Consider the following 14172-nt stretch of genomic DNA (forward strand, 5'->3'; position numbering starts at 1 on the left):
CGGCGGAGAAAGCCGATGTTATGGTTACGCCTGCACTCCCGCCTTGTCGCTCGCGCATCATGAACTTTCCCGCCGAAGAAGATTTTCACCGTCTGCTCGACGCATTGACGCTCTGCGTGCTGTTGCATGACGCGCAAACGAAAGCGATCGTGTGGGCCAATCGCGCGGCCTGTGTCGCGCTGGGTTTTTCGCTCGAAGAACTGCTGCCGCTCAAGGCGCCCGACATGACGCGTCCCGAGCCGAAGTACCGGCGCGAGATCGGCGTGGCCGCGATGGATCGCGCGATCACACAAGGGCCGCAGGTGTACGAATGGTGTTACCGCTCGCGGGCGGGTATCGACATGTTGTCGGAAGCGGTTGCGACCTATGTGCCGTTGCGCGAGCGTGCCGTCGTGATGGTGCAGTTCCGCGACATCAGCGAAGAAGAGGCGACGCGGCGCAAGCTGCGCCGCTATGAAACGCGCCTGCGCGAATTCATGCAGGATCTCGGCGAGGGCGTGGCGGTGCTGACGCCGCGCGGCAAGCTCGAATACATCAGCGAGTCGGGGCGGCGCGTGCTGGGCGTGGGCCCGGGTGAGCCACTCGGCGGCGTGCCCGACTATTGCACGCCCGCCGATCGCAACCGGCTCGTCACGCAGTTGCGGCACGCGACCAGCGAGCAGCCTACGCACGCGCAGCGCTACCGGATCACGCGGCGCGACGGTGCGACGCGCTGGCTGCGCATCACCTGCCGGCGGGTCGCGATCGAAAACGAGCTGAATGGCTTGCTGATTCACTTCCGCGACATCAGCGACGAGGTCGCGACGGAGGAAGCGCGCCGCACAGAAGCGCGCATGCTCGAATACGCGGGCCGCTATAACGCAATGGGCGAGATGGCGACGGCCATTGCGCACGAGTTGAGCCAGCCGCTTGCCGCCGTGCGTAATTTCATCGAAGGCGCAATCCAGCGGCTGGGTCAGGGCAGCGTCGACTCCGCGATCTGGGGACTGCGCAGTGCGGATCGTCAGGCCGAGCATGCGGCGCTCATCATCCAGAGCGTGCGCGAGTACATCGTCAAGCGCGAGCCGACTGAAGCGCATGCCGATCTGCGCGACATACTGAGCGACGTCGCCTACTTCATCGAGCTGCGCGCGAAAGAAGCTGGCGTGCGCGTGCGGATCGAACAGGCGAAACAAGCATTGCCCGTGCTGTGCGAACGCGTGCTGATCGGCCAGGTGATGTTGAATCTCGCGTTCAACGCGCTCGAAGCGTTGACGGAAACCAGGGGCGCGACGGGTGTCGTGACGCTCGCGACGGCCATGGCGGATGGGCGTGCCGAACTGCGCGTGATCGATAACGGCCCCGGCGTGCCTGCCGATGCGCATGAACGTCTCTTCGACGGCTTTTCTTCTTCGAAGGCGGGCGGCAACGGCATCGGCCTGTCGCTGTGCAAGAACATCGTCACGCGGCATGGCGGACGCATCTGGGCGCGAGCGGCAGCGGGCGGCGGACTCGAATGCCGCGTCGCCTTGCCGCTCGAACCCGCGCTTGCGCCCGATGCAGGCGTCTAGCTTCGTCTCAGCGTCCAAGCGAGCGGGCCGTCTGACCGCCAATGCCGAAGTCGGTGTTGGGGATGTCCTTGATCATCACGCGCGTTGCCTGAAGCGGCGCATCGAGCACGGCGGCGGCCGTTTCGGATAACGCGGCGATCAGCGCTTCTTTTTGCGTATCGGTGCGGCCCGCAATGAGGATCGCGACGATCACGGGCAGCGAAGGCGGAGCGCCACGAGATGCCGTCTTGCCGCCCAATCCGAAATGCGTGTCGGGCATCTCGCTCAGCAGAATGCGCACGGCCTCGGCAGGCGCACCGATCGCGGTGACCGTCGCCTGCGTGAGGCCCTGGATCAGCGACGCTTTGCGCGCTTCGTCGTGCCCATGCGGCAGATAGACTTCGAGTGTAGGCATAGCGGTTCGCTCCTCGCGTGCAGCGGGCTTGCGCAGCCGCTGCACACATCAAAGGCTCACAGCAGAAAGCCGATCGCGCTCAGCGCTTCCGTCGAATCGATCAGGCGAATCACCTTGTCGACGAGGCGCGGTTCGCCCGTCGCGAAGCTGATCTTGTGCGTGAGATCGGCGGCGAAGATCGTCGATGCACCGCGTTTGTATGCGACGATCACCTGCGCGGACTTCACTTCGACCACATCGGCGGCATCGCTCGTCAACGTGAAGCGCGATACCGTGCGTACGGTGCGCGCCGCATCGGAGGCCGAGGCCGAATAGCCGGACACCATGCGTTGCACGCGCAGTTCGCGCATGTGCTGGTCGTCGTACGCGTAGTTCAGCGTCGCGGCGAAGTCGGTCGCCTCGGGATCGATGGGCACGACGTAGAAGCCCGACGGGTCCCACAGGTCGAGCCACGCGCGATAGTCGCGGCGGTCGAGCATCTCGGCTTCGCGCCAGATGAATTCGATGGCGCGCGCGAAAGTCTGTTGCGAGAAGAGTGCGTTGCGATCGTCCATCATGCCTGCTCCATCATTGCGCGCCACTGGCGATACGCTTCGCGCATGCCCGTTTCATCCGTTGCGTGTGCGGTCTTTTCGCCGTTTGCGGCTGTCGTCTCGCGGTTCAATCCGCGGTTGACGAGAATCGGCACGTCGGGTCCTGCATACGAGCCGCGCTGCACGCGTTCCCATGCTTCGGCGTCGTCGGGGCTGCCGAAACCGAACGGGCCCTGGAAGTGTTCGTGAATACGCAGGCGCACACGGTTCGCTTCGTCGGGGCCGCCGTCCATGGCAAGCGCGACGTGGCGGATTTCCGTCTCTTCTGCGGAAATGGGGCGCAGCACGCGGAAGAACGCCATCGACAGCGCGAGGTTTGGGAACAGATTCAGGTTGAAGCCGACGCCCATCAACGAACGCACGATGCGTCGCACTTCTTCCGGCGTGTGACGTTCCGCGAGTTGCGTGGCCAGTTCGTTGAAGCGCTCGGGCAGCGGTGCGCCGTCGTCCTTGTCGAGATCGACGAGTTCGGGCACCAGCACGGCGAGGCTATGGCCGTTGCCGAGCGAGCGGCAAAATGCGTCATCGCTCGTCATGAAGCTGGTGATGGCAGCCGCCGTTTCGTCGTCGATCGATTTCATCCACGACTTGTGCACGACGGGGAAGTGATACAGGTCCGTCGTGTTCTCGAGCTGGATTTTCCAGTTGCCCTTGAACTTGAACCTGTGCTCGCCATTGGCCTTGATCGGAAAGCCCGCGCCTTGCTTCATGAACAGGTCGATCCACGGCTTCGCGCCGCCGAGAAAGTCTTCGAGCGGCTCGATGTTCTCGTCGAAGCTCGCGAAGATCAGCCCTTGATAGATGCCTACGCGCAGCTTCGCGAGCGGCAGGTCGCCTTTCTCGCATATGCCTTCATAGCCGTCGCCATAGGGCAGCGCGCGCAGCGTGCCGTCGAGCGCATACGACCAGCTGTGATACGGGCACGTGAAGCCTTTCGCATTGCCCTTGTGTTCTTCGCACACGGTCGCGCCGCGATGGCGGCAGCGGTTCTGCAACACGTTCACGGCACCTGTCTTGTCGCGCACGACGATCACGGGTTGCCGGCCGATCGTAGTGGTGCGGAAGTCGCCCGGGTTCGGAAGCTCGCTTTCATGCGCGACCCAGACCCACGTCTTGTAGAAGATGCGTTCGAGCTCCGCTTCGAACAGGTTCGGATCGTAGTACAGCGAGGGCGCGATGCGATCGGCGTGAACGCGCTCGCGCAGCGTGCTGGTGTCGATGGTTTGCCAGGTAGTGTCGCTCATCGTTGTGATGTGTCGGGACGTGATCGTGGGAAGTGAAATCGGGCGAAAGCGGGGCACATGTCGTGTTTCTTTCGCGTTGACATCAGTCTCGCTTTGCACCGATCATGCGTCAAATCGATTAAAAATGAGCCGGCCAATAAGTGCGGCAAATAATGACGACCCCGTCGGAAGCCCACCATGACCTCACTCGATCACGTCGACCTCAATCTGCTGCGCGTGTTTCAGGCGATCGTCGATGAGCGCAGCCTCACCAAAGCCGGCGAACGGCTTGCGCTGTCGCAACCCGCCATCAGCTATTCGCTGGCGCGTCTGCGTACGTTGTTCGACGACCCGCTGTTCATCCGCACGCGCTCGGGCATGCAGCCCACGCCGATTGCGCTCGAACTCGCAAGCATCGTGGCCCGTGCGCTCGATACGGTGCGCGAGGCACTGCGTTACGCGGAGAGCTTCGACCCCGTGACGAGCACGCGCACGTTCCGGCTGTCGCTGTCGGATGCGGGGGAAATGGCTTATTTGCCGGCGATCTGCGAGGCGTTGCACGAGCGTGCGCCGCGCGTGAAGCTGTCGGTCGAGCCGCTGCCCGTGGAAGCGATAGAAGATGCGCTGCGTTCCAGCAGGCTCGATTTCGCAATCGGCAATCTGCCGATGCTGATGGCGCGCACGCGCCATCAACTGCTATTCGAAGAGACGTATGTGTGCATGACGCGCAAGCGGCGCGGCTTGCCGCCAGGTTCGGCGTTGAGTCTCGAACATTTCCTGCAGGCTTCGCATGTGCAGGTGCGCTCCGTCGAGCACAGTCACCATGCCCTTGACGATGCGTTGCGCGCACAAGGCGTGGGCCGCAACATCGTGCTGCAGTTGCCGCATTTCGTAGCGTTGCCCGGCGTGCTGGCCGTCACCGATCTGTTCGCGACGTTGCCGCAAAGGCTTGCCGGCATCCTCAACGGCAACGACGCGTTTCGCATCTACACGTTGCCTGTGCCGATTCCACAGGCCACGGTGACGATGCACTGGCACGAGCACTTCCACGAAGACGAAGGCATTGCGTGGATGCGCGATCTGATGGCCGAAATGGTGAAGCGCTTCGACAAGAGGTAGCGTCAGAGATCGAGCACGAGCACGGGCGAGCGGGAGCGCGACACACAGCAGCAGATCACGCTGTTGCTTGCGCGTTCCGCCTTGCTCAGGCAATGGTCGCGGTGTTCGGGCTCTCCGCTCACCACGTCGATCATGCAGGTGCCGCACACGCCTTCGCCGCACGACGTGTCCACTTCGACGCCGATCGCAGCGAGTGCCTCGACGATCGAAGTCTTGCTGTCCACGCGCACGATCTGCCCGCTGCTGGCCAGTTGCACGTCGAAGCTGTCGAGCCCGGCGTCGCTGCCGGGCGCTCGAGGTTCGGCCGTAAAACGTTCGAGATGAATCGCAGCGGCGGGCAGGCGCGCTTCGCCCGCTGCGACTACGCGATCCATGAACGGCACCGGGCCGCAGGTGTATACGTGCGTGCCTTGCGGCACATCGGCAAGACACGCGGTGAGTTCGGCATCGAGCGCATCCGGCTCGATGCCGAAATGCAGCTTCGCGTAGGCATCGAACGGAGCGCGCGAGAGCAGCGGCAGAAACGCCGCATGTTCGGCGCTGCGCGCGAAGTAGTGCAGTTCGAACGGCACGTTCGTCTTCTGCAGCCGGTATGCCATTGAAAGCAGCGGTGTGATGCCGATGCCCGCGCCGATCAACACATGCCGGCTGGCGCCTTCAGCAAGACGGAACAGATTGCGCGGCGCGCCGACGGACAGTTCGGTGCCGATCTGCACGTCGTCATGCAGCGAACGCGAGCCGCCGCGCGATTGCGTTTCTTTCTTGACGGCGAACAGGTGCGTGTCGCGGCAGTCGGGGTCGCCGCATAGCGAATATTGGCGCGTGATGCCCGAGGGACTCGTGACGTCGATGTGCGCGCCGGGTTCGTACGCATCGAATGGCGCGCCATCCAGGCGCGAAATGACGAATGAGCGGACGCCGTGTGCTTCGTCGCGCACGGCGTCGACGCGAACCTTGAACGATTGAGCTTGCATGGTGCGATCCAGTCTGTTGCAGTGGGCGGATTCGCATTCAGCTTAAGGTTCGCGTCTGGATCAGGCAAATCGATTAAAAATAGTCAGCTGCATCAATCTGTTCGATAACACTCGCGCGCGTGTCACCGGTTGACGTCCACCACGAGCCGCCCGCGGACCTTGCCGTCGAGCACGTCCGGCGCGGCCGCGAGCGCTTCGGCGAGGCTGATCTCCTTGACCATCGACGCCAATTGCGCGGTGCTCAGGTCCTGCGCGATGCGCTGCCATGCCTCGACGCGGCGCTCGTGCGGCGCCATCACACTGTCGATGCCCGCGAGCGTCACGCCGCGCAAAATGAAGGGCGCAACGGTGGCGGGGAAGTCCATTCCTTGTGCGAGGCCGCACGCGGCGACGATCCCGCCATACGCGGTGCCCGCGCACGCGTTCGCCAGCGTGTGACTCCCCACGGCATCGATGGCCGCGACCCAGCGTTCCTTCGCGAGCGGCTTGCCCGGCCCGGACAGTTCCGCGCGATCGATGATCTCCTGCGCGCCCAGTTCGCGCAGATAGTCCGACTCGGCGGGACGACCCGTCGACGCGATCACGTGATAGCCGCGCTTCGCGAGCAGCATGATCGCGACGCTGCCGACGCCGCCCGCCGCGCCCGTCACGAGCACCTTGCCGTGCGCGGGCGTGACGCCGTGACGTTCCAGCGCGAGCACGCATAGCATGGCCGTGTAGCCCGCTGTGCCAACGGCCATCGCGTCGCGTGACGTGAGCGGGGCAGGCGTGCGCACGAGCCAGTCGCCGCTCACGCGCGCGCGTTGCGCGAGTCCGCCCCAATGCTTTTCGCCGACGCCGTAGCCGTTCAGGATCACGTGGTCGCCGGGCTGCCATTGCGCATGCTGGCTCGCCTCGACGACGCCCGCGAAGTCGATGCCCGGCACCAGCGGAAAGCTGCGCACGACGGGCGATCGCCCCGTAATTGCGAGGGCGTCCTTGTAGTTGAGCGTCGACCATTCGACACGCACCGTCACGTCGCCTGCGGGCAGATTCGCTTCGTCGATGTCGGCGATGGCCGCGCGGCTGCCGTTGTCCTGCTTCTCGATCAAGATACCTTTCATGGTCCCGTCCGTTGAGTTCGCGTTGTGGGGTGCGTATTAGTCTAGGCGAGTCCGGACGAGCGCGGGCCATTCGACCCGGCCTGGAGCATTCAATGATGCTGCGCGTCTTTGCTTGCGACGCGCGAATGGCGGCGCCTTCGAAGTGCGTTGGCGCAGCGTGATGGCGCAATTGAACCAATGTGAACGAACGGTGGCGTGCCGTTCGTCTTTCGTCGCATGAATAGAGGTACGCGCTAGCGTGTGTAGTAGCCGCGCTGCTGCATGCACTTCGCGTAGGCGGTCCAATAACGGACCATCGGCGGTTCGGGCGGAGGCGGTGGCGGCATGGCCGCAAGCGAAGCCGCTGACGGCATGCTGGCCCCCGAGGCCGCGAGCGCGCCCGATGCAGCCATCGCGTCCGAAGCCGCGAGCGTGCCCGACGCACCCGACGCCGCTGCAGCAGTCGGAGCCGCGACCCCGCTCGCACCGCTCGCGGCTGCTGCAGTCGCTGTCCCGCTTGCGCCCGCTGGCGCGGAAGCCGCCAGCGCGCCCGATGCACCCGATGCGCCCATCGCGGAAGGCAAGGGCGGATTGACGGGCGAGGGTGCAACGATCGGCCGCGGCGCGGCGGCGGCCGCTTTGCCGGGTGGCGGCGGACGCTGCGACTCGTGCGCCATGTTCACTTTCGTCGTTTTGTTGGCGTCCGCGTAGCACGCGGCCGTGTCGACGGCCTGTTGTCCCGGGCTCTGGCTGCGTCCCGGATAGGTCAACGGCTGCTGCGCAACGGATGCGCCGCTGACAACGAAAAGCGCGATTGCAGCATGGGCGAAGCGTGTCATAAGCGAGCGGACTCCCTGGCGAAGTCTTGGTCTTGTCGGCGCGGATGCGCGTCGCGAGGTACGCATGAAGTCATGACGTGCAACATGGCCGTTGCGGCCAGTCAGGCCATCGCAGGCCGAAGCATAGCAATTCCAGCATATCGCCTCACAGCCGCGCAGCACGCCAGAAGCACGCCATTCGTCGCCATTTTCCGTGTTGCAACGCGATATGGCTCCCAGCACGATCAGTGCAGCAGGCCGAACACGGCCACACCGTTGGTCGCACCGACATAGACCTTGCCGCGCGAGATCATCGGCGTGATGAACTTGTTGCCCGCGCCCCACTGGTCGCGGGTTCCCGCCTGATTGCTGTTGTAGAGTTCGCTTGCGAGATTGGTCGCGTCGTACGCGTGCAGCGCGCCCGTCGTGCCGTTTTCGGCGGCCCACAGTATCGCGTTCGAGGTCCCGTTCGCCGATATCGCGGGCACGGCGCCCGGATAGGGGAAGGTCGTCGGGCTCTTCGATGCAGCCGTGCTCGCAACCAACGCATGAGTGACGGGCAGCGCCTTGATGTTGTCGTTCAATGCGCCGTAGTAGACGGTGCCGTTGAAATAAGCGGGCGAGCCCCAGATGCCGCCCGCCAGCGTGCCCGTCAGCACCTGCCAGATATTGTTCGCGCCCGCATTGAATTTGCCCATCGCGTCGCGATCGACGACATAGATCTTGTTGTCCTTGCCCGCCGCCACCGCGAGATGCTTGATGGTGCCGTCGGCAATCTTCTGATCGGGCAACAGCATCGCACCGCCCGAACCGAAGTCGCCGTCTGCGTTCGCGAGCGCGACGACGTCGAGCGGCGCGAAGTAGTCGGTCACCTTGAGCGGGCTCGCCGAAAGCTTCATGAACGAGTTGCCGTAATCGCTATCGACAGGGAAGCCGTTGGTATCGAGCGTCGTGCCGAACGTGCCGTTGCCGTCCACTACATAGATGGACGTGCCGTCCGATGCCATGCCCGAGCCCGCCATCCACACCGATCCCTGATGGCCGTTCGGCGCGACGTTGACCACGCCTGTCTGCTGCAGCGTGTCGGCGCTATAGCTCATGATCCAGCCCGTGTAGGCGCCCGCCATGCAATGCGCCGTCCAGCCCATGAAGATGTTGCCGTTCACGAGCGTCAACGCGACGCGCTCCGTGTGCAGCGAGGGATCGAACGTCAGCACGCCGTTCACGCTGTTGCCGCCCGTACCTTGAGCGGTCGCCGCGATTTCGCTCGGGCCGCCGAAGCGTTCGGCGCCGTTCGCGAGATCGAGCGCATGCAGGCGATGATGAAGGCCGCCGCTTGCATCCTTCGTCATCGCGACCGCATACAGCACGCCATTCGAGCCGCGGCTGCGGTCGATCACGGGCGTCGACGTAATGCCGATCTCCGGCGTGATGTCATTGCAGCCGCGATTGTCGCTGGGTGTTTCGTTCGCGCCCGTCAGCGAGACTTTCCACAATTGTGCGTAGTTGTCGGCGTCATACGCGTAGACGCTGTTGTGCTCGGTCACGACATAGATCACGTTGTGCGTCGTGCCATTGATCGAGAGGCTCGTGACTGACAGCGGCTGGCCGTCCACCTTGCCGTCGGCGGGCAGAAACGCGACCTTGCCGAACGACGCCGAATTGACGTTGGACGGCGTGAGCGTCGTCTCGGCGAGCATTTGACCGGTGCGTGCGAGATCGTTGTGATGCATCAGCACGTCGGTGGCGATCGACGCTGCCGGTGCTGCGTTGCCGCCCGTACCCGATGTGCCGCTGCCCGAGCCCGATCCCGCACCGCTCGTGCCACTCGTGCCACTCGTGCCGGCGCTACTGGCGCTCGCATTGTCCGACGAGCCGTTGCCGCATGCCGTGCAAAAGAATGCGAGCGTCAGTGCGACGGCAGTCTTGCTGACGCGCGAGAGCGTGCGATCCGTATCGCTCGCCGAAGAGACCTGGGACGCTGACAGCTGTCGTTGCATGTGCATGTCTCCCCACGCCCCGATGAGCGTCCTCGCATGGCGGCAGGCGCGTTATCGCTGTTCCATGCGGCGCTTGCCAATCTCTCCATGTTAAGAATGACGGCGCAAGGCCACGCGACATCGCTTCGGCTCTTTCCGCCAGACAGTTGCTGTTCATGCGATGGCCGAATGACGGCGCGCGGGACAGCTAATGCTGCCGATAGACTTGCGAGTCGTCGCTCGCGGGCAATGTGGCGGGGCTTTCGGGTGGAGACCAGGCCTGAACGGTGGGAGGCGGCGCGTGCTGCACGGGCTTTGTGGCAGTTCGGGCGGGCGTGCGTCGTGCCGCGACGGTGGTCGCGGCGGCCTTTGCTGGTGGCGTGTTGCTCGCGACCTTCACGGGCTTGCGCGTACCTTGCGCGTTGGCTTGCATGCAAGGCGAGCGCGGGCCGCAAGCGGCATTCGCGGGCTTCGTGCTGGTTCGACGTTCCTGTTGTGCCGCCGTCGTGCTGTGAGTGCGCGTGGGCGTTACGCTGGCGAGCTGATGCGTACGGGGCGCGGGCTGAGGCAGCGGAGGCGCAACCGGCTTCGCCGCAAGCTGTTTCGTCTGTTTCGCTGGTGTCTTGCTTTGCGTCTTGACTGGCGACGCGGGAGGCGACGCGGGCGCCGTCGCTACCGGCAAGCCCGGCGTGCTGCTCGCGAGCGCGCTGCTGTGTGCGTTTGCAGGCTGATGAGCGGCGGCGCCCGCCATGACGGCCGTATCCGTAGCATCGCGGCTGCGCAGCGCTTCGATCTGCTCGCGCAGGGCACGCGTGAGTTCCTGCGTGCGATCGGCGATGGTCGGGCGGTCGTGACGCGGCATCGCGCGCAGTTCGTTCTGGGTGACGATGCGGCGCAAGCGGCCTTGCATCGCATCGCGTTGAGTCAGCGTGATGTAGGTGCCGAATGCAATCGCGAAGCTCAGCAGCACGACAGCGGCGCCCGTGCTCAGCTTCCAGTCGGGCGTACCCACCGATGCAGGCGCAGCGATACGGCGCGGCCTTGGCCTGATGCGCCTGAAAAGTGGCGGATAAGTCGGCAACGGGTCGGGCGCATCTTCTGCCGCCCTGTTCGCGCTCACATGAGGCATGGAAGCGTCGAGAGGAAAAAGCAGATCGAGCGGCTGCGCAGGATGGTCTTGCTGCGCCACAAGTTTCGTCTCCTGCGTCGTGTCGCATTGCTCGTGCGGCGGCACTGGACGCTTGCGAATCGTGTCCATGGACAGACTCCCATGCCGGCACGCGTGACGGCATCGCACATTCTTCTCGTTGGCAACCATCGTGCGCTGGACATGCCTTTATGACGCAATGCGTCGCACGTAATCGCAATGGTCGTTATGCAATATGAGTCAGCTTTTGCGAGAGGTCAATAAAACTCGGCTATTCGGTTCGAAAAAGCCGCTTCGCGTGTATGTGAAGCGCGACAATTTCCCAATTGGCGAGGCAAATCGTCAATCGCGACTGATTCTGGTGATTGGGAAAATCGACGGAAAAGAATTGATCGCGCGTCAGGCGCCTTTTGAAAATGGAAAATAAATCGAAAAAAATCCATCTAGCCATTTTGCGCCATTCATGTTTCCCTATATATAGGTTTCTGAAAGATTGGGAAATTTTGACCTGTTAAATGTGCGTCTCGTGCAAGTTGGAGACGATACATTTCATCGCGCGGGCATATCGGCATAAAATGCACCTGGATAATCCTCATACGTTACAAAGTGTTACCCCGTTTCAGCAGACGTAAGTATTCCCGTTCGGTACGATTCGCCCTTGCAAAAATAGTCTGGATATAGGGATGTTTTTGTGTGAAGGCCGGGAAGGCCGTCGCACGGTACGCCCCGGTTGAAAGTCGTTAATGGTCGCGTATATCGCGCTATTTATCAGATGTTATCCCGATCTATTTTTCAGTTACATCTGGTTGCAATCGGTTGAGCACGGCCTCACTCGCACTGAACAACGTCGCGGGTATGCAGGAAACGCGCTGCTCCAAATTACCGGCACCCCCGGCGCACCGGCAGTCGACGCAGTAGGAACGACTCCGCGTGCAAGACAGCCAACCCAGAAATCCAGCGTACGCGTTCGGGCGTTTTTGCCAGGCGTATTCGGACGGATTTCGATTGCCCATTCGTACTTCCATGAAAGCCAATTTACTTCTTGTTTCGTCATCGATAGCGGTCCTTCTCGCGGGCTGCGGCGGTGGCGGCGGTAGCGACCCGGCCGGCGCATCGGCCAATACCGGTTCTCAAACGTCTGCGATGTCCGCCGCCAATGCGACGGCCAACGGCAACACCACGGGCAACATCAGTTGCATATCGCCTTCGACGGCGAGCGCGTCGGCAGGTGGCCCGCTGATTTCCGCCGATACGACGAGCAGCGACGGCACGCGCATGTTCGCGTCGGGCGCGAGTTTCCCGCTGGTGTTCAAGACGAACACGAGCAATGCCGACACGCTGAACTGGTCGATCAACGATACGACGGGCCGTGTCGCGGCCAGCGGCAGCTTCGCGGTGCCGGGCGGCGCAGCGACGACGACCCTGACCTGCAATTCGACACTCGCGGGCTACTTCGCGGTGGCGGGCAGCCTGAAGGCGGGCGGCGGCGCGTTGCCTCAGGCCGGCACGCGTCCCACGGGCATCGCCACGTTCGGCGTGATTCCGAACCTGAGCGGCATCGTGCCCGCCGTGACGTACTCGAAGCAGGAACAGCACCGCTTCGGCATGCAGGGTGAAAACGACCGCGCTGCGGTGCTCGCCGGTCTCGGCATCACGCAGACGATCGACGATCGCCAGATGTCGGTGATGGAGCCGAATGGCGCGAACACCTTTAATCCGTCGGCGAACAATCTCGACTCGTTCTATACGTCGGGCAACGTGATGCGCCTGATCCGTCTGGATGGCACGCCGGGATGGGCGTCGAAGTCGGGTGGCGTCGAGGACTTCACGACCTTGCCGAAGGACATGTCGTACCTGCAGAACTATATGAGCCGCGTCGGCACCGAGTCGAACGCGATCCGCCTCAAGTACTTCCCGACGCAGTCGGCGAACTACTATCAGGTGACGTGGGAGCCGAATCAGTTCTGGACGGACACCGATGCCAATTTCGTGTCGCTGTACCAGTCGGTCTATCAGGGCATTCACTCGACCGATCCGGGCGCTGTCGTGATGGGTCCGGCGGACGCATTTCCGAGCCTCACGAACAACCGTCTGCAACGCATTGCTTCGCTGGGTTATGGCAAGTACATCGATGGCGTGGCGACGCACGGCTACTACGATGCGGGCACGTCGCCTTCGCATCCGCCTGAGCGTCTCGCAACCGACCCCGTTGCCGCGAATGCCGCGAATGCGCTGAACAACTCGATGCGCACGCTGCGCACGACGATGCTGAACCAGTACCGCTCGGGCATGAAGCTGTATCAGACGGAAGTGGGCATCAGCTATGACCTGGGTTCGCAGTACGGCCCTAACTATCCGACGGGTAATGTCCTGTTCGCGCAGGGCGCCGTCGTCGCGCGCACGCACATCATTCTGCTCGGCGAAGGCGCGGACGTTTCGTACGTGTTCTACGGTGCGGACTATCCGGGTGAAGTGGGTTACGGCACGTTCTTCGATCTGTCGAACGCGCAAGGCTCGTTCGGTGCGACCAACATCAGCCCGAAACCGGCTGCCATGGTCGTGAGCGCGATGTCGCGCATTCTGGATGGCACGAATACGCTTGGCCCAGTGAAGAACACGCCGTCGGGTGTCTATGCTTATTCGTTCCAGCAGGTCAACAATGGATCGGTGATCACCGCCTTGTGGACGCACAACAACAATGCGTGGAGTGCAAGCACGGGCTTCAGTTCGACTTATAGCGCGGCCTACAGTCTTGTGGTCGATGCGCCAGGTACGAGTGGCACGGTCAAGGTGCTTGACATGATGGGCAACCCGATGACGCTGAACTACACGGACGGCACGCTGAAGCTGAATCTGACGGAGGCGCCTGTTTACGTGGTGTCGAAGAATGCGAGCGTCGCGAAGAGCAATGTAAACCCGCCGCCGGGTTACGTCGGTTCTTAAGCGAAGTGACGCATGCGGGTGGTGGAGTTGACGCTGCCCGCTGAGCGGGTCGTTACTTGTAAAAAAGCGCGCGGACGATCCGCGCGCTTTTTTCGTGTGTGCGATTTGCATTGTGTCCGACGTAGAGATCTTCTCTGCAATGTGCGCTAAGCCTTTGATTGATTGGGTGAGTACATTGCAATTGCGAGTGGGTGCGTGTGCCTAATAAAGTGGCATCGAAAGATTTTCGTCGATCGTTCGAAATAAGTGCTTGACAGCCCCCAGGGGGTTCCGCATAATTCGGCCTCTCCAAACGACGGAGACGCAAGAAAGCAGCAGAAAACAGCGGCTTTTTAGCGAATGTTCTTTAA

12 protein-coding genes are annotated in these 14172 nt (G+C 62.9%); 4 read left to right on the plus strand and 8 right to left on the minus strand.

Annotated features, from left to right (window positions below; all coding sequences use genetic code 11):
* Nucleotides 1-59: 59 nt before the first annotated feature.
* Nucleotides 60-1550, plus strand: a complete 1491-nt coding sequence (locus KFO72_RS31105) for a PAS domain-containing sensor histidine kinase (protein ID WP_225033725.1) — start codon at nucleotides 60-62, stop codon at nucleotides 1548-1550.
* Between the two features lie 7 nt (nucleotides 1551-1557).
* Here KFO72_RS31105 and KFO72_RS31110 read toward each other — a convergent pair whose 3' ends face one another.
* From KFO72_RS31110 to KFO72_RS31120, 3 genes are read right to left on the minus strand one after another with little or no spacing between them, the layout of a single operon-like run.
* Nucleotides 1558-1944: a tautomerase family protein gene (locus tag KFO72_RS31110; protein ID WP_107203813.1), complete on the minus strand. Its 387-nt coding sequence runs from the start codon at nucleotides 1942-1944 to the stop codon at nucleotides 1558-1560.
* A 56-nt stretch (nucleotides 1945-2000) separates the two neighbouring features.
* Entirely contained in the window at nucleotides 2001-2501 is a 501-nt protein-coding gene (locus KFO72_RS31115; protein ID WP_107203814.1) for an aromatic-ring-hydroxylating dioxygenase subunit beta, read from the minus strand.
* Nucleotides 2498-3781, minus strand: a complete 1284-nt coding sequence (locus tag KFO72_RS31120) for an aromatic ring-hydroxylating oxygenase subunit alpha (RefSeq protein ID WP_225033726.1) — start codon at nucleotides 3779-3781, stop codon at nucleotides 2498-2500. The genes KFO72_RS31115 and KFO72_RS31120 overlap by 4 nt, the downstream gene beginning before the upstream one ends.
* A 177-nt stretch (nucleotides 3782-3958) precedes the next feature.
* Between KFO72_RS31120 and KFO72_RS31125 the strand changes: the two genes are divergently transcribed.
* Nucleotides 3959-4879: a LysR family transcriptional regulator gene (locus tag KFO72_RS31125; protein WP_225033727.1), complete on the plus strand. Its 921-nt coding sequence runs from the start codon at nucleotides 3959-3961 to the stop codon at nucleotides 4877-4879.
* A 2-nt stretch (nucleotides 4880-4881) separates the two neighbouring features.
* Here the strand turns inward: KFO72_RS31125 and KFO72_RS31130 are convergent, their stop codons facing one another.
* From KFO72_RS31130 to KFO72_RS31150, 5 genes are all read right to left on the minus strand, one after another.
* Nucleotides 4882-5853: a PDR/VanB family oxidoreductase gene (locus KFO72_RS31130; RefSeq protein WP_225033728.1), complete on the minus strand. Its 972-nt coding sequence runs from the start codon at nucleotides 5851-5853 to the stop codon at nucleotides 4882-4884.
* Between the two features lie 122 nt (nucleotides 5854-5975).
* Nucleotides 5976-6956, minus strand: a complete 981-nt coding sequence (locus KFO72_RS31135; protein WP_054934594.1) for an MDR family oxidoreductase — start codon at nucleotides 6954-6956, stop codon at nucleotides 5976-5978.
* A gap of 233 nt (nucleotides 6957-7189) precedes the next feature.
* Nucleotides 7190-7774, minus strand: a complete 585-nt coding sequence (locus tag KFO72_RS31140; RefSeq protein WP_060601061.1) for a hypothetical protein — start codon at nucleotides 7772-7774, stop codon at nucleotides 7190-7192.
* A gap of 224 nt (nucleotides 7775-7998) precedes the next feature.
* Nucleotides 7999-9753: a pyrrolo-quinoline quinone gene (locus KFO72_RS31145; protein WP_225033729.1), complete on the minus strand. Its 1755-nt coding sequence runs from the start codon at nucleotides 9751-9753 to the stop codon at nucleotides 7999-8001.
* Between the two features lie 187 nt (nucleotides 9754-9940).
* Nucleotides 9941-10990, minus strand: a complete 1050-nt coding sequence (locus tag KFO72_RS31150; RefSeq protein WP_054934597.1) for a hypothetical protein — start codon at nucleotides 10988-10990, stop codon at nucleotides 9941-9943.
* Nucleotides 10991-11114: 124 nt separating this feature from the next.
* Between KFO72_RS31150 and KFO72_RS31155 the strand changes: the two genes are divergently transcribed.
* Both KFO72_RS31155 and KFO72_RS31160 read left to right on the plus strand, forming a co-directional pair.
* Nucleotides 11115-11306, plus strand: coding sequence for a hypothetical protein (locus KFO72_RS31155; protein ID WP_156516590.1), 192 nt, complete (start codon nucleotides 11115-11117; stop codon nucleotides 11304-11306).
* A 596-nt stretch (nucleotides 11307-11902) separates the two neighbouring features.
* The gene (locus tag KFO72_RS31160; RefSeq protein ID WP_225033730.1) at nucleotides 11903-13822 is read left to right on the plus strand and encodes a hypothetical protein; all 1920 of its coding nucleotides are present in this window, start codon (nucleotides 11903-11905) and stop codon (nucleotides 13820-13822) included.
* Nucleotides 13823-14172 lie beyond the last annotated feature (350 nt).

The organism is Paraburkholderia sp. XV, from assembly GCF_020177535.1.
GTDB lineage: Bacteria > Pseudomonadota > Gammaproteobacteria > Burkholderiales > Burkholderiaceae > Paraburkholderia > Paraburkholderia caribensis.